The 17,005-nt window shown below is 71.7% G+C and carries 18 protein-coding genes; 12 read left to right on the forward strand and 6 right to left on the reverse strand.

Going from position 1 to position 17,005, the window contains the following annotated elements; translation table 11 throughout:
- Position 1: 1 nt before the first annotated feature.
- From ACWEFL_RS07430 to ACWEFL_RS07440, 3 genes are read left to right on the forward strand one after another with little or no spacing between them, the layout of a single operon-like run.
- On the forward strand, positions 2 to 457 hold the full coding sequence (locus tag ACWEFL_RS07430; RefSeq protein ID WP_451708719.1) for an SRPBCC family protein: 456 nt from the start codon (positions 2 to 4) through the stop codon (positions 455 to 457).
- A complete protein-coding gene (locus tag ACWEFL_RS07435; RefSeq protein WP_451708722.1) occupies positions 454 to 798 on the forward strand; it encodes a putative quinol monooxygenase in 345 nt (114 codons plus the stop codon). The genes ACWEFL_RS07430 and ACWEFL_RS07435 overlap by 4 nt, the downstream gene beginning before the upstream one ends.
- Positions 795 to 1,229, forward strand: coding sequence for an SCP2 sterol-binding domain-containing protein (locus ACWEFL_RS07440; RefSeq protein WP_451708724.1), 435 nt, complete (start codon positions 795 to 797; stop codon positions 1,227 to 1,229). Before ACWEFL_RS07435 ends, ACWEFL_RS07440 begins: the two co-directional genes overlap by 4 nt.
- A 332-nt stretch (positions 1,230 to 1,561) precedes the next feature.
- Here ACWEFL_RS07440 and ACWEFL_RS07445 read toward each other — a convergent pair whose 3' ends face one another.
- Both ACWEFL_RS07445 and ACWEFL_RS07450 read right to left on the reverse strand, forming a co-directional pair.
- A complete protein-coding gene (locus tag ACWEFL_RS07445; protein ID WP_451708727.1) occupies positions 1,562 to 2,302 on the reverse strand; it encodes a SchA/CurD-like domain-containing protein in 741 nt (246 codons plus the stop codon).
- A 126-nt stretch (positions 2,303 to 2,428) separates the two neighbouring features.
- Positions 2,429 to 2,875 (reverse strand): anthrone oxygenase family protein, encoded by a 447-nt coding sequence (locus tag ACWEFL_RS07450; RefSeq protein WP_451708729.1) that lies wholly within the window; start codon positions 2,873 to 2,875, stop codon positions 2,429 to 2,431.
- Positions 2,876 to 3,097: 222 nt separating this feature from the next.
- Between ACWEFL_RS07450 and ACWEFL_RS07455 the strand changes: the two genes are divergently transcribed.
- From ACWEFL_RS07455 to ACWEFL_RS07475, 5 genes are all read left to right on the forward strand, one after another.
- Positions 3,098 to 3,565 carry an anthrone oxygenase family protein gene (locus ACWEFL_RS07455; protein ID WP_451708732.1) on the forward strand — a complete coding sequence of 156 codons (468 nt, stop codon included), beginning with the start codon at positions 3,098 to 3,100 and terminating at the stop codon, positions 3,563 to 3,565.
- 255 nt (positions 3,566 to 3,820) lie between these two features.
- Positions 3,821 to 4,864 (forward strand): methyltransferase, encoded by a 1,044-nt coding sequence (locus ACWEFL_RS07460; protein WP_451708866.1) that lies wholly within the window; start codon positions 3,821 to 3,823, stop codon positions 4,862 to 4,864.
- Positions 4,865 to 4,952: 88 nt separating this feature from the next.
- Positions 4,953 to 5,702, forward strand: a complete 750-nt coding sequence (locus ACWEFL_RS07465) for an SDR family NAD(P)-dependent oxidoreductase (protein ID WP_451708734.1) — start codon at positions 4,953 to 4,955, stop codon at positions 5,700 to 5,702.
- 1 nt (position 5,703) lies between these two features.
- Positions 5,704 to 6,015 (forward strand): antibiotic biosynthesis monooxygenase family protein, encoded by a 312-nt coding sequence (locus ACWEFL_RS07470; protein WP_451708736.1) that lies wholly within the window; start codon positions 5,704 to 5,706, stop codon positions 6,013 to 6,015.
- Entirely contained in the window at positions 6,012 to 6,332 is a 321-nt protein-coding gene (locus ACWEFL_RS07475; protein WP_451708739.1) for an antibiotic biosynthesis monooxygenase family protein, read from the forward strand. The genes ACWEFL_RS07470 and ACWEFL_RS07475 overlap by 4 nt, the downstream gene beginning before the upstream one ends.
- 190 nt (positions 6,333 to 6,522) lie before the next feature.
- Here ACWEFL_RS07475 and ACWEFL_RS07480 read toward each other — a convergent pair whose 3' ends face one another.
- The 3 genes from ACWEFL_RS07480 to ACWEFL_RS07490 all read right to left on the reverse strand — a co-directional run bounded on the left by ACWEFL_RS07480 (position 6,523) and on the right by ACWEFL_RS07490 (position 9,942).
- Entirely contained in the window at positions 6,523 to 7,530 is a 1,008-nt protein-coding gene (locus ACWEFL_RS07480) for a beta-ketoacyl-ACP synthase 3 (RefSeq protein WP_451708741.1), read from the reverse strand.
- Between the two features lie 17 nt (positions 7,531 to 7,547).
- A complete protein-coding gene (locus tag ACWEFL_RS07485; protein WP_451708744.1) occupies positions 7,548 to 8,564 on the reverse strand; it encodes a hypothetical protein in 1,017 nt (338 codons plus the stop codon).
- Positions 8,565 to 9,474: 910 nt separating this feature from the next.
- Positions 9,475 to 9,942, reverse strand: coding sequence for a MarR family winged helix-turn-helix transcriptional regulator (locus ACWEFL_RS07490; RefSeq protein WP_451708868.1), 468 nt, complete (start codon positions 9,940 to 9,942; stop codon positions 9,475 to 9,477).
- A 217-nt stretch (positions 9,943 to 10,159) separates the two neighbouring features.
- Between ACWEFL_RS07490 and ACWEFL_RS07495 the strand changes: the two genes are divergently transcribed.
- Both ACWEFL_RS07495 and asnB read left to right on the forward strand, forming a co-directional pair.
- Entirely contained in the window at positions 10,160 to 10,603 is a 444-nt protein-coding gene (locus tag ACWEFL_RS07495) for a DUF6069 family protein (protein WP_451708747.1), read from the forward strand.
- Positions 10,604 to 10,721: 118 nt separating this feature from the next.
- On the forward strand, positions 10,722 to 12,650 hold the full coding sequence (gene asnB, locus ACWEFL_RS07500; protein ID WP_451708750.1) for an asparagine synthase (glutamine-hydrolyzing): 1,929 nt from the start codon (positions 10,722 to 10,724) through the stop codon (positions 12,648 to 12,650).
- A gap of 165 nt (positions 12,651 to 12,815) precedes the next feature.
- On the opposite strand, the gene ACWEFL_RS07505 is transcribed toward asnB, so the two are convergent.
- Entirely contained in the window at positions 12,816 to 14,756 is a 1,941-nt protein-coding gene (locus ACWEFL_RS07505; RefSeq protein ID WP_451708752.1) for a BTAD domain-containing putative transcriptional regulator, read from the reverse strand.
- A 125-nt stretch (positions 14,757 to 14,881) separates the two neighbouring features.
- On the opposite strand from ACWEFL_RS07505, the gene ACWEFL_RS07510 reads away from it, so the two are divergent.
- Positions 14,882 to 16,432: an MDR family MFS transporter gene (locus ACWEFL_RS07510; protein ID WP_451708755.1), complete on the forward strand. Its 1,551-nt coding sequence runs from the start codon at positions 14,882 to 14,884 to the stop codon at positions 16,430 to 16,432.
- Positions 16,433 to 16,624: 192 nt separating this feature from the next.
- Positions 16,625 to 16,993 (forward strand): holo-ACP synthase, encoded by a 369-nt coding sequence (locus tag ACWEFL_RS07515; protein WP_451708871.1) that lies wholly within the window; start codon positions 16,625 to 16,627, stop codon positions 16,991 to 16,993.
- Positions 16,994 to 17,005: the final 12 nt, after the last annotated feature.

Below are 17,005 nucleotides of genomic sequence, written 5' to 3' on the forward strand. Positions count from 1 at the left end.
CATGGCGCTGACCGACAACACGATCGTCATCGACGCGCCGATGGACCTGGTGTGGGAGATGACCAACGACGTCGAGTCCTGGCCGACGCTCTTCTCCGAGTACGCCGCGGCCGAGATCCTCGGCCGCACCGGGGCCACCGTCCGCTTCCGGCTCACGCTGCACCCGGACGAGAACGGCGCGGTCTGGAGCTGGGTGTCGGAGCGTACGCCGAACCCGGAGACCAGGACGGTACGGGCGCGGCGCATCGAGACGGGCCCGTTCGAGCACATGGACATCCACTGGACGTACGCCGACACCGACGGCGGGGTGGAGATGCGCTGGCGGCAGGAGTTCACGGTCCGTCCGGGCCTGCCGTTCGGCGACGCGGAGATGACCGAGCGGCTGAACACCAACACCCGCCGGGAGATGGCCCGGATCAAGGGCCTGGTGGAGCGGGCCGCGGCGGTGGCGCGGTGACTCCCGGTCTGCGGGTACTGCTGCGGATCGAGATCATCGCGGGGCGCGAGGCGGAGTTCGAGGAGCTGTGGCGCGACCACGCCCGGACGGTCCGCGCGTTCCCCGACAACCACGGCCAGCAACTGCTGCGCCAGGCCGGGGAACCCGGCCACTACACGGTGCTGACGGACTGGACCGACGAGCCGTCCTTCCGCGCCTTCGAACAGAGCCCCGAGCAGCAGGCGTATCTGCGGCGGCTCTGGCCGATGCGGTCGAGCGGCGAGATGCGGCTGCTCGAACCGCTCCATGAACTGATCCCCGGCCGCGACGGCCTAACCCTTGAGTCAGGGAGGAACGGATGAGCACTCAGCAGGAGCAGGTGGCCGAGCTGATCGAACTGGTCGAGTCGGTGCCGAACAAGGAGCTGGAGGCCGCCGTGGCGCGGCGGGAGGGCGGTCTGGACGGCGCCCTGACGCTGATCTTCGCGCTGCTGGTCTCCGAGTTCAACCCGGAGAAGGCCAAGGGCGAGAAGGGCGTCTTCCAGTTCGACATCGCGTCGGCGGAGGGCCAGAAGCTGCACTACGTCCATGTCGAGGCCGGTGCCTGCCGGACCGACAAGGGGCGGCACGAGAGCCCGGACATCACCATCGGGATCAAGTTCCCCGACATGCTGGCCATGGGCGTGGGCAAACTGCCCGGCGCCAAGGCGTTCCTGACCGGCAAGCTGAAGCTGCGGGGCAGCCCGCTGATGGGGACCAAGCTCGGCGAGTGGTTCGACCACCCCGAGGTGTGAGGACGGGGTGAGCGGACGGGAGAGCCGCCGCCGTGCCCCTGGGGCGCGGCGGCGGCTCTCCGTCACGGCCGTCTTCTCGGTTCTCGCTTGTCGGCCGTCTTCTCGGTTCTCTCGGGAGCTCCCGGTTTCTTCGCGGTACCCGGATTCCCGGTCAATCCGGCCAACCCGGTGGCCCCGGCCAACCCGGTGGCCCCGGTCGTCCCGGTCGTCCCGGTCGTCCCGGTCGTCCCGGCCTTCTGGGGCTTCGCCGCCGACGCAGAGAACCGGAGAGCCGGAGAGCCGGAGAACCGGTCGGCCGTGGGCCGGCCGGGAGGGCCGCCGTGCTCAGGGGCTCAGTCGACCCCCAGTACGGACATATGCGTGATCGACAGCATGGCCTGCTGATGGACGAGTGCCAGATACGCGTCCGGGTGGGTGGGCGGCTCGGGGTCCTCCAGATACGGCTCCAGCCATTTCTCGGCGTCCGCGCCGAAGCAACGGTCCGTCAGGTAGCCGATGACGTCATACGGATGGCCGTCGTACTGCACGACCCGCACCAGGGTGTTCTCGTGCAGGAAGAGCGCCGTGCGGACGATCGTCGGATGCTCCCGCGACAGCAGGAGCGAGGCCCTGCGGTTGACGGTGGCGCGGGCGGCGGCCAGCTCGGCTCCCGCGCCCAGGCGGAGCGGATAGCGCACGGCGACCGTGCCGGCGGCGGGCCGCTCGTCAGGGCTGTGCTGCTCCAGTACGGTCATCAGGCTGCGGTGGAAGTGCCTGCGGAAGCCGTCGGGGGCCTCGGTGTCGCGCGGCTCGGCGAGAAACGGCATGATCGCCCGCTCCGCTTCGTGCACGCCCTTCTGCACCGACATATGGCGGGCGACGCGCGCGACTCCGGCGCCGTCGTGGTGGATCACCCTGACGAGGGTGTCTCCCTGGACGAACACGCCGGTGCCCAGGAGCATCCCGACGGTCTCGCCCGAGGCGTCCTTGATGACGGGCGAGTCGACGCGGGTGAAGTTATGGGGCGAGAACACCTCTCTCAGCACGTCCTCGTGGCCGGGCCGGACACGGTAGGTGATGGCGTCAAGTGGCATGACATTCCTCCTCTTCGACGGGGACTCAGTGGGGATGATCGGATGCGCGCGCGGGCTCCGGCGGATGGCCTCGGCGGGCGCGCTTGCGTGGGTGCCCTCCGGCGGGCGCGCGCCCGCCGGAGGGCTTCAGCCGGCGGCGAGCACCGCGACGGTGACCGCGGCCAGCGCCAGGGCGGCGAGTGCCGTACGCAGCCGGTGCCAGGAACGCCACAGCGGGCGCGGATCCTGCCAGGGGCCGTCCGCCGCGAGCCCTTCGAGCGAGCGGTTGATCGGGACGTTGCCGAGGTGCGAGACGGCCTGCACCCCGATCAGCAGCAGGGACGCGACCGGGAACAGCACCCGGCCCGGCGTCCCGGCCAGAAAGCCGAGGGCGAATCCGCTGAGGGTCACCACATTGACCAGGATCGGCATCAATGGGTGGTATCCCTTGCCCAGCAGGGCGTGGGCCCGCAGATAGTCGGCCCGTTCCATCGCCGACATGGCGGGCCCCACGCTGACCAGAACCGCCACGAAGATCCCCGTGACGGTCCCCGTTCCGGTCAGCACGACCGCGCTGAGCACATCCTCAAGCATCACGACTCCCAGTTGCCGGTGCGTATGCCGACCACCCTGCCGTCGCGTGCTCGAAACCCTGTGGAGTGCTGCTCGACTACCCGACGTCAGCCGGCGCGCGCCCCGCCCTGACCGGGGCGCGCGTGATGGTCGAGCCGTCTTCGAGGGTGCTTCGACCAGCGACTCGGACAGTCGGGTCAGCAGCCCGCCGCACCGGGCGGTGGGCGGGTCGGGAGGGTGATCGTGATCGAGCCGGTCCAAGTACTCATGCCCGCCGCACTGCTCGCCGGCGGCCTCGCGGCCGGGGGGCTCGCCATCTCGGTGCTCGCGGCGCCCCTGTTCACGACACTGCCCACCGGGATGTACGTCCCCGTGCACAAGGGACTCGTCACCCGTTTCGACCCGTTCATGCCGATCTCGCTGCTGAGTTGTCTGCTCTGCGACCTGGCCCTCGCGGTCGCCGTTGAGCAGACCGCCGCACGGCTGCTGGCGGCCCTGGGCGCGCTGCTGCTGGCCGCGGCCGTGACGGTGTCGCTCACCAAGAACGTACCGATCAACCGATGGCTGTCGACACTCGATCCGCAGGCCCTGCCCGCGGACTTCGACCGTCTCGACCCGCGCGAGCGCTGGATCCGCTGGAACCGGGTGCGGGGCGCGTTCGCCGTGGCGGCGCTGCTGGCCAATGTCTGCGCTGCCGCCGTACTGATCTGAGTCCGACCCGGTCGAGCCGGGTCCGCGCCGACCCGGCCCGTCCGGGGGCGGTCTGTCACCTCGGCCGGTCACCCCGACCGGGCTCAGCCGGCTCAACCGGTTCGAGCGGCATGCCGGGCTCCCGGCGTCGCGGCCCTTCTCCGCCCTCTCTGCCCCTCTCACCCCTTCTCGCCCTTTCGCGCCCCATCTCGCCCTTTCTCGCCCTTTCTTCATGTATCCGACTTCCCTCCCGGCCTAGGAGTAGGTGTGGACACCATGACCGGCGTGGTCGGCCCGGCGATGACCGCCGCGCTGCCGCCTCACGTACAACTGCTGCTGCTCACCGACGGCAAACGGATCTCCCGCGTACTGCACGTCGTCGCCGAGCTGGGCATCGCCGACCAACTGGCCGACGGCCCGCTCGCGGTACCGGAGCTGGCCGGGCGCACCGGCACCCATGCGGACTCCCTGGGGCGGGTGCTGCGCGTCGCCGCCGCCTTCGGGGTGTTCGCCGAGGAACCGGACGGGAGGTACGCGCTCACCGGCCTCGGGGAGGCACTGCGCTCCGATGTGCCCGGCAGCCAGCGGGACATGGTGCTCTACAACGGCGACGAGATGCTGTGGCGCTCGTACGGGGCGCTGATGCACACCGTAAGGACCGGGGAACCCGCCTTCGAGGCCGCGTACGGCCACGGCTTCTTCGAGCACCTGGAGAAGAACCCGGAGTCGGGCGCGCTCTTCGACCGGGCGATGACGGGGATGAGCCGGGCCACCGCCCGGATGCTGCTCGACGGATTCGACTTCGGCCGCTTCCGCCGGATCGCGGACATCGGCGGCGGCCGCGGCTGGTTCCTCGCCGAGGTTCTGAAGGCCCATCCACAGGTGTCCGGCACGCTCGTGGACCGCCCGAGCGTCGTCGAGGAGGCCGCCGCCCTGTTCGGCGACGCGGGAGTCGCCGACCGTGTCGAGGTCGTTCCCGGCGACTTCTTCGGGGAGCTGCCGCCCGGCCGGGACGCGTATGTCCTCAAGGCCGTACTGCACGACTGGGACGACACGAAGGCGGTCGCGATCCTCCGCAGGGTCCGCGAGGCGCTCGACGGCAGTGCCGATGGACGGCTGCTGATCTGCGAGTTCCTGGTGGGTCCGGCGAACCAGTGGGACCGCGGCAAGTTGCTCGACCTGGACATGCTCATCCGCTTCGGCGGACGGGAGCGCGGCGAGGACCAGTGGCGCGAACTGCTCGCGACCGCGGGCTTCGAGCTGGTGAACGAACCGGCCGCCGGACGCTGGGCGGTCCTGGAGTGCCGCCCGGTGCGATGACGACCGACATGACGCCCGACATGACGCCCGAGACACGACCGAGAGCCCACCGAGAGACAGAGACCACCGAGAGATGACGGAGAACGGCATGGAACTTCGACTGGTCGGCAAGAACGCCCTGGTCACCGGCGGCAGCCGCGGCATCGGACGGGCGATCGTCCTGGCCCTGGCCAAGGCCGGCGCGACGGTGGTGACCTGCTACCGGCAGGAGGGCGAGGCCGTGGCGAGCCTGGCCCGTGAGCTGAAGGAGATCGGCGGCGAGCACGCCCTGATACGCGCCGACGTGGGCACCGCCGAAGGTGTGGAACTGCTGCTGCGGGAGTGCGAGAACCGCTTCGAGACCCTGGACGTCCTGGTCAACAACGCGGGTGTGATCAGTCAGATCCCCTTCGCCCAGCTGCCGTTCGAGGAGTGGGAGCGGGTCGTCGCCACCAATCTCACCGGCCCGTTCATGGTGATCAGCAAGGCGCTTCCACTGCTCGGCGAAGGCTCGTCGGTCATCAACGTCGGCTCGCGCGGCGCCATGGCAGGCATCCCGCTGCGCGGCCACTACACCGCCTCCAAGGCGGGTCTCGTCGGGCTGACCCGGTCGCTGTGCAAGGAGTTCGGCGGCCGGGGCATCAGGTTCAACGTCATCGCTCCGGGCGTCATCGACACCTCGGCGCCCGACGAGCTGACCGATGAGCAGCGGGCCCAGTACAACGAGCGCTATCTGCGGATGATGGCACTGGGCCGGTTCGGGCGTCCGGACGAGATCGCCGGCGCCGCGCTGTTCCTGGCGAGCGAGCTGTCGTCGTACGTCAACGGCGAGACGCTGCACGTCGACGGAGGTGTCTGAGGTGGCCGGACAGGTCGGGTCCTTCCGGGTGCTGCTGACCGTACGCGTCAAAACCGGTCTGGAGTCGGACTTCGAGAAGGCGTGGGCGCAGGGCAGCGCGGAGGTCACCGCGCAGCCCGCGAACCTGGGCCACACCCTGGCGCGCAGCGCGCAGGAGGACTCCGTCTACTACGTGGTGAGCGACTGGACGGACCGTCACTCGTTTCTGGCGTTCGAGAGCAGCGCCGAGCATGTGGCGCACCGCGAGAAGCTGCACCCGTACCGGAACGGCGGCTCGCTGGCGATGATGCATCTGGTGGAGGGGGCCGGATGAGCGCGCCGACGGCGGGCCGGGTGCGGATCGTGCTGTATCTGCGGGCCGAGGAGGCGGAGGCGTCCGCGGTGGCGGAGGCGTACCACCACATCAGCGGGGATCTGGCGGGCACGCCCGGTCTGCTCGGCAACGAGCTGCTGCGGGAGGTGACGGATCCGGGGGCGTACGCGGTGCTCAGCGAATGGGAGTCCATGGCGGCCTTCCGCGACTGGGAGGCGGGTTCGGCGCACCGGGGGACGACCTCTCCGCTGCGGCCGTACCAGGACGGGGAGCGCCGGAGCCCGTTCGCGCTGTTCGAGGTGGCGGCGGCGTACTGACCGCTGCCGGGACCCGCGGACGGCTGTGCCGTGGGAGGCTCTCTCGCCTCCCACGGCACAGCCGTCTTTGCTCGCCGCCGTCTTTGCTCGTCGCCGTCTTCGGCCACCGTCCGCGCTCGGCCGCCATCCGCGCTCGGCCACCGTCCGCGCTCCGCTGCCGTCTGCCTCGGCCCCCTGCCGTCGGCCGGGGTCAGGGCAGCCGTACGACCTGGCCGGCGTAGACGAGTCCCGCGCCGAAGCCGACGAGGAGGGCGAGGCCGCCGCTTGGCGCGTCGCCGGAGGAGAGCAGTTCCTCCATGGCCAGCGGGATCGAGGCGGCCGAGCTGTTGCCGCTCGTGACGATGTCCCGTGCGACGGCGGTGCGTCCGGTCAGGCCCAGTTGTTCGACGACGACGTCGGTGATCAGCATGTTCGCCTGGTGCGGGATGAAGGCGTCGAGCCGGTCCGTGGTGACACCGGCCAGGTCCAGCATCCGGCGGGTGGCGGGGACGAGTTCGGTGGTCGCCCAGCGGTAGACCTTCCAGCCCGACATGGTGATGGCGGGCTTGTCGTCGGGGCGGGAGCCGGTGCCGTCGTGCCAGGGCGAGGTCATCTTCAGGGCCGCGTTGCGGGAGCCGTCGGCGCGCCAGACCACCGGGCCGACGCCGGGTTCGTCGGAGGGGCCGACGACGACCGCGCCCGCGCCGTCGGCGAAGAGGAAGGCGGTGTCGCGGTCCGAGTGGTCGAGGATGTCCGTCATCCGTTCCGCCCCGATGACCAGGACGTAGTCCGTACGGCCCAGACCCACGAGGTCGCTCGCGAGCGCGACGGCATGGCAGAACCCGGCGCAGGCCGCCGAGACGTCGAAGGCGGCGGCCCGGTCCGCGCCCAGCCGGTGCGCGACCTCGACGGCCACGGCGGGCATCTGCTCCATGGAGGTGATGGTGGCGACGATGACCGTGCCGATCTGATCGGCGCGGACGCCCGCGGCGGCGAGCGCCTTCTCCGCGGCGGCGGTCGCCATCGCCGGCAGGGTCTCCTCCGGGGAGGCGTAGCGGCGGGAGCGGATGCCGGAGCGGCGCTCGATCCAGTCGGGGTCGAGGCCGGTGCGCTCGGCTATCTCGGCGTTGGGCACGGACCGTTCGGGCCGGTACGCGCCGACTCCCAGCAGACGGCTGTGTCGCAGGACCCGGGTGTCCTGAATCGCTGACGACTCCATTGAGGTTCCTTTCTGGTTCACCGGGAGGAGGAGGTGCGGCGGGCGGTGGGGCGGGCGTTCGCCCGGCGGCCGCGGCGGGTGTGTCCCCAGGGCTTGTACGTGGAGACCGCGGTCATGAACACGAGGGAGAGCACGGCGACCGCGGCTGCGGCGGCCATGGACCAGCCGACGGTGTCGAGTTCGCCGCCGCGGACCGGGGCGCCCTCGTCGACGAGTTCATTGGCCCTGAGAATGAGCTGATGGATCACGGCGAAGCCGAGCATCATCACGCCCATGGTGGTGAAGAATTTGACGGCCACCCAGGTACGGAGCAGCAGGCCCCACTTGGTGCCGGCGGCGACGACGATTCCGGTGATCAGCGCGAACATGCTCGTCATGCCGAGGAAGATCTCGTCGAGCATCGACATGGTGCGGTACATCGCGGCCTGGTGCTCGGCGCTGCCGGTGGTCGCCCCGGAGACGGACATGGCGAACATCCCGGTGACCAGGCCGAGCCAGCCGACGGAGATGGCCACATGGGCCGTGAGGAACGCCTTGCGCATGCGCTGGGAGACGGTACGGCTGCGGTCGCGGACCTGGGCGATCCACCGGTTCACGGAGGGGACGTACAGCAGCACCAGCCCGATGACCGACGGCACCAGGCTGGTGACGGCGAGGCTCGCCTGGAGCGGGCCCACGAGCGGGCGGCCGCCGAGACGCGCGAGGCCGAGGCCGGTGAAGAGGATCCCCAGCGAGGTGAAGATCGTCAGCAGGACGCGGCCCCACTGGCGGCCCGCGCGCAGCATCTCGGCGAAGTAGCCGAACAGCGCGCAGAAGGCGATGGTCAGCACGAGGTCGCCGGTGGTCGCGGCGCCGGCGGCACCGGTCTCGACCTGGTGGGCGATCTCGAACACATTGCTCGCGATCGCGGCGAGCGTCGCCACGATCACCATGGCGTACGCCCACCCGACGGCCGCGGGTGGGCGGACCGGGGCCGCCTCGGGCTGCCGGTGGTCAGGGACTCGCCGTTGATCCGTACGCTCGGTCGTACTCACCGTCGCGCCTCCTTCGACACAAGGCGCGGACACCCGCGGCAGCGGGGCTCTGACGCGCCGTCGGTAGCGGGGTTCTGACGCGCTCAGCGTCGCGGTCGGCCCTCGAAGGCGGCTCGAACCCCGGTGGACGCCCCAGGAGTGCTTCCGGCGGTGGTGGGCCCTGGCCCACGGCGACCGCACCGGCCTCCCGAGCACGCGGTGGTGGGCCCTTGGCCCAGGGTGCCGGACTCCCGAGCGCGCGGGGTGGGCTCGGCCCGCAGCGGCGGTACCGGCCTCCCGAGCACACCGGTCGCCCCTCGTGACCGTCCCTGAGCCCTGAGCCCCGGGCCCGGGCCCCGTGCCCCGCCGTGGGCGTCCCCAGTCCGTGGCCGGCCGTGACTGTCCATGGCCGGCCGAACCGGAGACGGCGGGCTCGCCGACGGGGTGTGTGCTGTGCGGCAAGACGGGGTCAGGGGTGTTTCAGCCGGTCCAGGGCCTGACGCCGATCGCTCACGGGACTGCGACCCGTCCTCGTCCGAGGTCCGCGAGGGGAGTGTCCGCCGTACGGGGGTCGTCGACGCCCCGGACGGACCGGACCGCCGGGACCGGACCGCCGGGACCGGGCCGCCGGACCTGGGGCTTTGACCGAATGCCTGAACCAACCGCCGCACCAAGGGCGCTCACGCACGGACCGCACCCAGCCGCCGAGTCCACCGCCCGGAAGGCACTGACGGCGCGACAAATCCGACCGCCACGCCGAAGGCGCTCACGCGGAGACCGAACCCCGCCCGCCAGGCCGAACGCGAACCCCGCCCCGCGTCCGCCGTCCGGCGACAGGCCCGAGGCACACGGAACGGCGCTCCGGCAGGGCAACGCCGCGGACCGAACCCCACCCGCCACGCCGGAGGCGCACCGCGCTCCCGCCTGATCGTCAGTCTCGGGCCGCGTCATCCAGGGCGTGGACGAACTTCGTCAGCAGACGGGCGAACTCCCGCTGCTCGTCCGGGTCCCAGCCGCCGAGGACGCCGGAGTAGAACCCCTGACGGGTACGGTGCGCCGCCGCGACCGCCACCCGGCCGGACGCGGTCAGCTCGAGGCAGCTGCGCCGCCCGTCCTCCTGCGAGGCCACTCTCCTGACGAAGCCGGACTTGACCGCGTCGGAGACGATTCTGCTGGCCCGTGACGGGTCGATGGCGAGCCGGTCCGCGACGAACCCCACGGTCACGTCCCGGCCGCCCGCACTCGTGCCCTCGTCGACCGCGTCGATGACGGAGAGCGTGTTGAGGTCGATGGGCTCCGCCATGCCCCGTACGACCGGCCGGGCCAGGCTCCGCCGGGACTGACGGCGCCGGATCCGGATCATCGCCTGCTCGACCGCGTTGAGCACGCCCGTGTCCACCGGAGCCGACCCCCCGACGTCGGCGACGTCGGCGGCGGCATCAGCCTCGGCCCCGCTCCGCTTACGGGCCTTCGTTTGGGTCGCGTCTGCACCACTCACACTTCGAGGTTACTCCACATACACCTGGACCGAGCAGGAGAGGGTGTGCCACAATTATATGCGAGAGTCATTCATATGCGTGACTCATTAAACTGGAGCGTCCGAGGAGGCCGAGATCATGTCCACCACTCCTGTCACCACCGCCCCCGCCGCGAGCCCGACGCGCGTCCGTGCCCTCGCCGCCGCCGCGGCCGTCGTCGCCGCCGCGCTGATCTGGGTCGTCGCCCATTCCGTACTCGACATCGACCTGCGGACCCCGGACGGACCGGGCTCCACCACGACCACCGCGCTGCCGTTCGTCAACGTCGTCATCGCGACGGCCGTCGTCTCCCTGCTGGGCTGGGGGCTGCTGGCCGTACTGGAGCGGTTCAGCTCGCGGGCCAGGACGGTGTGGTCCGCCGCCGCCACCGCGGTGCTGGTGCTCTCGCTCTTCGCACCCCTGTTCGCCGAGGGCCTGACCACCGGCAACCGGACCACCCTGGTCCTGCTGCACCTCACCGTCGGCGCGATCCTCATCCCCGCGTTCCGGCGGGAGGCCGCCGAGCGGCCCACCGATGCCTGAAGCCGCGTGGACGGGCGGACCGGGACCGTACGGAACCGGTCCAGCGCCCCTCCACGCCGCTTCGAGCGCTCCCCAGGATCTTTGCCCCAGGCACCGACACGCCACGGAAGGAGATCCCATGTGCGGCATCGCAGGCTGGGCCGGACGCGAGGGCGGTCAGCTCGGGGAGGATCCCGCAGTCGCCGGGAGCATCGCGCGGACAATGGCCTGCCGCGGCCCTGACGACCAGGGCGTCTGGACGGACGGCCGGACCACGCTGATCCACACCAGGCTGGCGGTCATCGACGTCGAAGGCGGCGGCCAGCCCATGACGGCCGCCCCGCACACCCACCCGGCCGGAGCCACGGCCGGAACCACAGCCGGAGCCCCGGCCGCCGGGGACCAGCCGCTCGCGGTCCTCACGTACAACGGCGAGATCTACAACTTCCGCGAGCTGCGCGAGCGACTGGCCGGCCTCGGCCACCGCTTCCGCAGCCGCGGCGACACGGAGGTCGTGCTCCGCGCCTACCTCGAATGGGGCGAGCGGTGCGTGGAACGGCTGGAGGGCATGTTCGCCTTCGCCGTGTGGGACACGCGCCGCCGGACCCTGTTCCTGGCGCGCGACCGCTTCGGCATCAAGCCCCTCCACTACGCGCCGACCCCCGACGGGCTCGTCTTCGGCTCCGAGCCCAAGAACCTGCTGGCCCACCCCGCGGTCCGCCCGGCCGTCGACCTCGAAGGGCTGCGGGTGCTGTTCTCCATGGCCCGCGCCCCCGGCGAGAGCGTCTACCGCGACATCCGCGATCTGCCGCCCGGCCACACCCTGTCGTACGGCCCCGGCGGCCTCTCCCTGCGCCGCTACTGGCGGCTGGAGGCCCGGCCCCACGAGGAAGGGCTCGCCGACACCGTACGGAATGTACGTGAGCTGCTGGAGACCCAGGTGGCCCGCGAACTCGTCGCCGACGTGCCGCTGAGCGTGCTGCTCTCCGGCGGCCTCGACTCCAGCGCCGTCGCCGCTCTCGCGGCCCGCGCCCCGGCTCCCGGGGGCCCGGGAGCCGGGCACGCCGTCCGCACCACGACCGTCACCTACAGCGGCTACAGCGACAACTTCCAGCCGGACCTGGTGCGCAGCGCCCCGGACGCCCCGTACGCGCGGGCCGTCGCCGACCACATCGGCGCCGACCATCTGGAGATCGAGCTGACCACGGCGGATCTGATCGACCCGGCCGCACGACGCGCGGTGCTGCGCGCGCAGGACGTCCCCGCGCCCTTCGGGGACATGGACACCTCCACGTATCAGGCGTTCGCGGGGGCGAGCCGGCACTCCAAGGTGGCGCTGACGGGCGAGAGCGCCGACGAGATCTTCGGCGGCTACAGCTGGGTGCACATCCCGGACCTGGCGTACGAAGAGCAGTTCCCGTGGGTCGCCTTCGAGCAGTGGCATCCGGGAACCCGCGAGGGCCTCGGGCAGGGGCTGCTGTCGCCCGCCTTCAAGGCGCGCCTCGACATGCCCGCGTACTACGCCGACCGCTACTCGCAGGCGATGGCGGAGATACCCCGGCTGCCCGGTGAGGATGCCGGGGAGCGGCGGGCCCGCGAGATCTGCCATCTGCATCTGACGCACTGGCTCCCCCGGCTGCTGGAGCGCAACGACCGGCTCAGCATGATCTCGGGGCTGGAGATCCGGGTCCCGTTCTGTGACCGGCGGCTGGTGGAGTACGCGTACAGCATCCCCTGGTGGATGAAGACGTTCGACGGCCGGGAGAAGAGCCTGCTGCGGGCCGCGGTCGCCGATCTGCTGCCGGAACAGGTGCTGGAGCGGCCGAAGGCGCCCTTCCCGGTGAGCCAGGACGCCACCTACACCAAGGCGCTGCACCAGGAGTTCGCCGAGGTGCTGGCCGATCCCGCGTCGCCGGTCCTGCCGCTGCTGGACGGGGAGAAGGCGCGGCAGGTCATCTCCCCTCAAGGAGAGGCGGCCGCGCAGGACTGGCTGCACCGGATGAACGTCGAGATGGCGCTCCAGGTCAACACCTGGCTGCTGGAGTTGGGCGACTGCGCGGAACTGTAGCGAGGGCGAGGGCGAGGATCCCGAGTGCGGAGAGAAAGAAACGGGAAGGTGCCGCGCACGGCCCAGGGCCGCCCCCTGGAGCCGTGCGCGGGCCGGGCTCCTGAGCCGCGCCCGGAGGTCGGGCCCCCGGACCGTGCGGGATCAGGTCCCGATCCGTGCTCGGGATCAGACGAAGGCGCGCATCTCGATCGTCCGCAGGGCGGTACGCAGCAGCGGCGGCAGCCGGTACTGGAAGAACCTCTCGGTGCGCGCGTCACGGGCGAGGTCGACCTGGAGGAGGAAGAACTCGACGAGTTCTTCCAGCAGTTCCTCGGTCTCGTCGACGTCCCGGTCCAGGATCCGGGCCGCCCGCTCCACCGTCAGGGTGCCGTCGGCCTCGCGGGCGAGGGTGGCGAGCGCGTCGCGGAGCCGGGTGTCGAGTCCGCCGCAGCGCCGGACGGCGTGGTGGAAGGGGTGCGGGCGCTGGTGGGTCACGGTGCCCCGCCGCTCCCGGCTCATCCAGTCGATGAGCTGCCGGGCGGACCAGTGGGGCCGCAGCGTGAGGAGGCCCACGGCCTCCAGCACCGGGCCCGGCAGATCGCCGCACAGGTCCAGCATGGTGTGGATTCCCGGTATGTCGCTCAGGTGCGGGGTCCTTCCCAGTGCGGTCAGGCACAGCTCCATCGACTGGTCCGGGCTGAGCCGGGTGAGGTCCACCCGTGTCCGGAACTGGCCGCCGTACAGCCGCCGGTACCCGGCCAGCAGTACGGCCGACCCCGCGTCCGCGGGCATGAGGTCGGTGACCTGGTGGGCCTCCGCCACATCGTCGACGACCAGCAGCACACGGCGGTCCGCGGTCCAGGCGTGGAACAGCCTGGCGCGGTCGGCCTGCCGGGCGGGCAGTTCGGCGCGGCGGAAGCCGACCGATTCGAGCAGTTCGCCCAGGACGTCTCCGGCGGGTCGCGGATCGGCGGGGTCGCCGAAGGACGCGTACAGCCGGCCGTCGGGGAAGGCGTCGCCCAGCCGGTGGGCGACGGCGACGGCGAAGGCCGTGGTGCCCGCTCCGGGCTGTCCGGCCACGGCCACGCACCGCGGCCCTTCCTTGTCGGGACGATCCGTCAGCACCCGTGCGACCTGGGCGAGTTCGGCCTCTCGGCCGACGAGCGGAACGTCGGCGGGGAGTGTCACCGGCGGTTCGCCGGCGGCCGGTGTGCCGTGGACGGCGGTCTGTCCGCCGGGCAGGTCGAGTTCGCGGTCTCCGGCGAGCACATGCTGGTGCAGCCGCTGGAGTTCCGAGCAGGGTTCGAGCCCCAGCTCACGGGTGAGCACCCGGCGGATGCGCTGGAAGACCTCCAGGGCGTCCGGACGGCGGCCCGCCCGGTAGAGGGAGAGCATCAGCTTGGCGTGGAGTCCCTCCCTCGTGGGGTTGTCGGCGGCCAGCGCGGTCAGTTCGCTGATGAGCCGGTGGTGGCGGCCGAGGAGCAGATCCGCGTCGATGCGCTCCTCGAGGACTTCGTAGCGCTGTTCCTCCAGCCGGAGGGCGTCGATGCCCACGATCGGGCCGGGGGCCAGATCGCTGAGAGCGGGCCCGCGCCACACGGCGAGGGCCCGCTGGAGAAGGTCGGCCGCCTCGGCGACACCGCCGCGCTCCATCGCCTCCCTTCCCTGGGCCGCCAGATCCGTGAACTCCTGGGCGTCCAGGCTGTTCCGGGGCACGGACAGCCGATAGCCGCCGGGGGTGGTCAGCAGCGCCCGCGCGCCCACGGCGGGGCCGGGCTGCTGGGGGTCGCAGAGTCCGGGCAGCTTGCGGAGTTGGTAGATGTACGTCTGCAGGGTGGTCGCCGCGCTGGACGGCGGGCGCTCCTCCCAGAGTTCTTCCACGAGTTGGTGGAGTGGGACGGTGGTGTTGGCTCGCAGGGCCAGCAAGGCGAGAACTTGTCGGACCTTCGGTGCGGACGGTGTGACGTGCACACCATCACTGACGACTTGCAGGGTTCCGAGCAACCCGATCTGCAGCACTGGGGCCCCTCCCGTTGGTTCGCATCGTCGAACGGCCTGATGCACTTCGTGAGCGTGAGGTCGATTACTTGACTTCTGCTTGAGCGGTACTCGACAGAGGCGACCCATCAGGACACGGTCTCGGACATTCCCCCGTCATGACATCCGCCCCACCACTAGGCTACACATGACATGTATATGCGAGCGACATACAATTGCAAAAGACCTCTATGTGTCATGACGTCGGAGGACTGATGAACGAACCCGGTACGGGCCGTCCGGGCGCGCCGGCCACGGGCGCGCCGCCCGCGCTGCCGCCCCGCTTCGCGCTGTTGCTCGCCGCGCTGCTGCTGACCAGCGCGATGTCGATGCTGGACCAGTCGATCGTCGCCACCGCGGGTCCCTCCCTCACCGCCGACCTGGGCGCGCAGCACCTCTACGGCTGGACGTTCACGGCGTACATGCTCACCTTCAGCGTGGCCATGCCCGTCTACGGCAAACTGGGGGATCTTTTCGGTCGCCGGACGGTCTACCTCTCCGCGATCGTGCTCTTCCTCGTCGGATCGGTGGCCTGTGGCAGCGCGGACTCCATGGGGCAGTTGACAGTCTTCCGCGCCCTTCAGGGCCTCGGCGGCGGCGGGCTCCAGGTGAGCGCCTTCGCCGTGCTCGGCGATCTGATGCCGCCCCGGCAGCGCGCCAAGTACCAGGGGTGGTTCGCCGGAGTCATGGTCATCGCCAATCTGGCGGGGCCGCTCGTCGGCGGTGTGCTCACCGACCAGTTCGGCTGGCGCTGGATCTTCTACGTCAATGTGCCGCTCGGCCTGCTCGCCCTGATCGGCGTCCGCGCCCTGCTGCCCGCCGCCGCCCCCGGCCGGGGCCGGGGCCGGGGCCGGGGCCGGCCGCGTGTCGACTACCTCGGCACGGCCCTGCTGACCGGACTGATCGCCTGCCTCGTCCTCGCCACCGACCTGGCCGGGCGCGACGGCTGGGGCCGACCCCAGGTCATCGCACTGGGCGCGGGCGCGGTGGTGCTGGCCGTGGTCTGGCTGCGCCATGAGCGGTCGGCCGCGGAACCCGTCGTACCGCTCGGGCTGTTCACGGACCGGACCTTCACCGTCTGCGTCGTCGTCGCCTTCGCCGTCAGCTTCGCCTTCTTCGGCTGCGTCAACTTCGTGCCGCTGCTCTTGCAGACGGTGGAGGGCGTCAGCGCCACCCGGACCGGTCTGCTCTTCCTGCCCGCGATGATCGGCATGGCGGCGGCGACCGTGGTGGCGGGACAGGTGATCGCCAAGACCGGCAGATACAAGTGGTTCCCGGTGGCCAGCACCGCCCTGGCGGCCGGAGCCGCCGCCGCCATGGCACTGGCGGGCGCGGACGGCGGGGTCGTGACGGTCGCCGTGCTGCTGGCCCTGATGGGCGTCGGCGTCGGGCTCTCCTCCCAGGTGACCACGCTCGTCGCCCAGAGCACCGCGCCTCGCGAGCACCTCGGCGTGGCCACGTCCACGGTGGGTCTGGCCCGCAACCTGGGCACGGCCATCGGCGCCACGGTCTTCGGCTCGATCCTCAACGCCCGCCTGGCGTCGGAGTCGGCCCGCCGGCTCCCCCCGGAGACCGCGGACCGCGTCGTCGGCGGCGAGTTCACCCCGTCGGACGCCGCGTCGCTCCCTTCCGGGACCGCGTCCACCGTCGCCGACGTCTACGGCGACGCCCTGTCGACGGTCTTCCTGTCCGCCGTCCCGGTCCTGTTGATCGCCCTCGCCCTGGCCCTCCTCCTGAAGGACGCCCGTCTGCCGGCCCGCGGGTAGTGCGGTGGCGCGTGGCCCTCCGGTACGCGTCCGCGGCCGGGCTTCGAGGCCGCTTCGAGCCGTCGCTGTCACCCTCGCCGCATGCGACGCGAAGACGACACCGCCACCACCCCGCCGTCCGCCCGGCTCCTCCTGGGGATCGGCCGGTGGCTGGGCCGGGTCAGAGGAGTTCCGGCGGCCGCTCCCCCGCCCCTGATCGTCGGGATCGGCATAGACGTCGCGGGGATCGACCGCTTCGGCCGCGCCCTGGACCGTAACCCTGGTCTCGCCCGACGGCTCTTCACCGAGGCCGAGCTGACGCTGCCGTCGGGCGCACCACGCGGCACGGCCTCCCTCGCGGCGCGGTTCGCCGCCAAGGAGGCCGTGGCCAAGGCTCTGGGCGCGCCGGGCGGGCTGCGGTGGCACGACGCCGAGATCCGCACGGCCGCCGGTGGCCGCCCCGCACTGCGGGTACGCGGCACGGTCGCCGCCGCGGCGGCCCGGTGCGGTATCGGCTCCTGGCATGTGTCGCTCACCCATGACGCGGATGTGGCCTCGGCCGTGGTGGTCGCGTCGTCCTGACCTCAAGGTCGG

It is taken from the genome of Streptomyces sp. NPDC004838, from assembly GCF_053600955.1.

Coding starts and splice junctions, on each gene's coding strand:
- ACWEFL_RS07440 (WP_451708724.1), top strand. CDS start 795: ATGAGCACTCAGCAGGAGCAGGTGGCCGAGCTGATCGAACTGGTCGAG.
- ACWEFL_RS07480 (WP_451708741.1), bottom strand. CDS start 7,530: ATGGAGTCGTCAGCGATTCAGGACACCCGGGTCCTGCGACACAGCCGT.
- ACWEFL_RS07475 (WP_451708739.1), top strand. CDS start 6,012: ATGAGCGCGCCGACGGCGGGCCGGGTGCGGATCGTGCTGTATCTGCGG.
- ACWEFL_RS07505 (WP_451708752.1), bottom strand. CDS start 14,756: ATGGGTCGCCTCTGTCGAGTACCGCTCAAGCAGAAGTCAAGTAATCGA.
- ACWEFL_RS07450 (WP_451708729.1), bottom strand. CDS start 2,875: ATGCTTGAGGATGTGCTCAGCGCGGTCGTGCTGACCGGAACGGGGACC.
- ACWEFL_RS07445 (WP_451708727.1), bottom strand. CDS start 2,302: ATGCCACTTGACGCCATCACCTACCGTGTCCGGCCCGGCCACGAGGAC.
- ACWEFL_RS07430 (WP_451708719.1), top strand. CDS start 2: ATGGCGCTGACCGACAACACGATCGTCATCGACGCGCCGATGGACCTG.
- ACWEFL_RS07460 (WP_451708866.1), top strand. CDS start 3,821: ATGACCGGCGTGGTCGGCCCGGCGATGACCGCCGCGCTGCCGCCTCAC.
- ACWEFL_RS07495 (WP_451708747.1), top strand. CDS start 10,160: ATGTCCACCACTCCTGTCACCACCGCCCCCGCCGCGAGCCCGACGCGC.
- asnB (WP_451708750.1), top strand. CDS start 10,722: ATGTGCGGCATCGCAGGCTGGGCCGGACGCGAGGGCGGTCAGCTCGGG.
- ACWEFL_RS07465 (WP_451708734.1), top strand. CDS start 4,953: ATGGAACTTCGACTGGTCGGCAAGAACGCCCTGGTCACCGGCGGCAGC.
- ACWEFL_RS07510 (WP_451708755.1), top strand. CDS start 14,882: ATGAACGAACCCGGTACGGGCCGTCCGGGCGCGCCGGCCACGGGCGCG.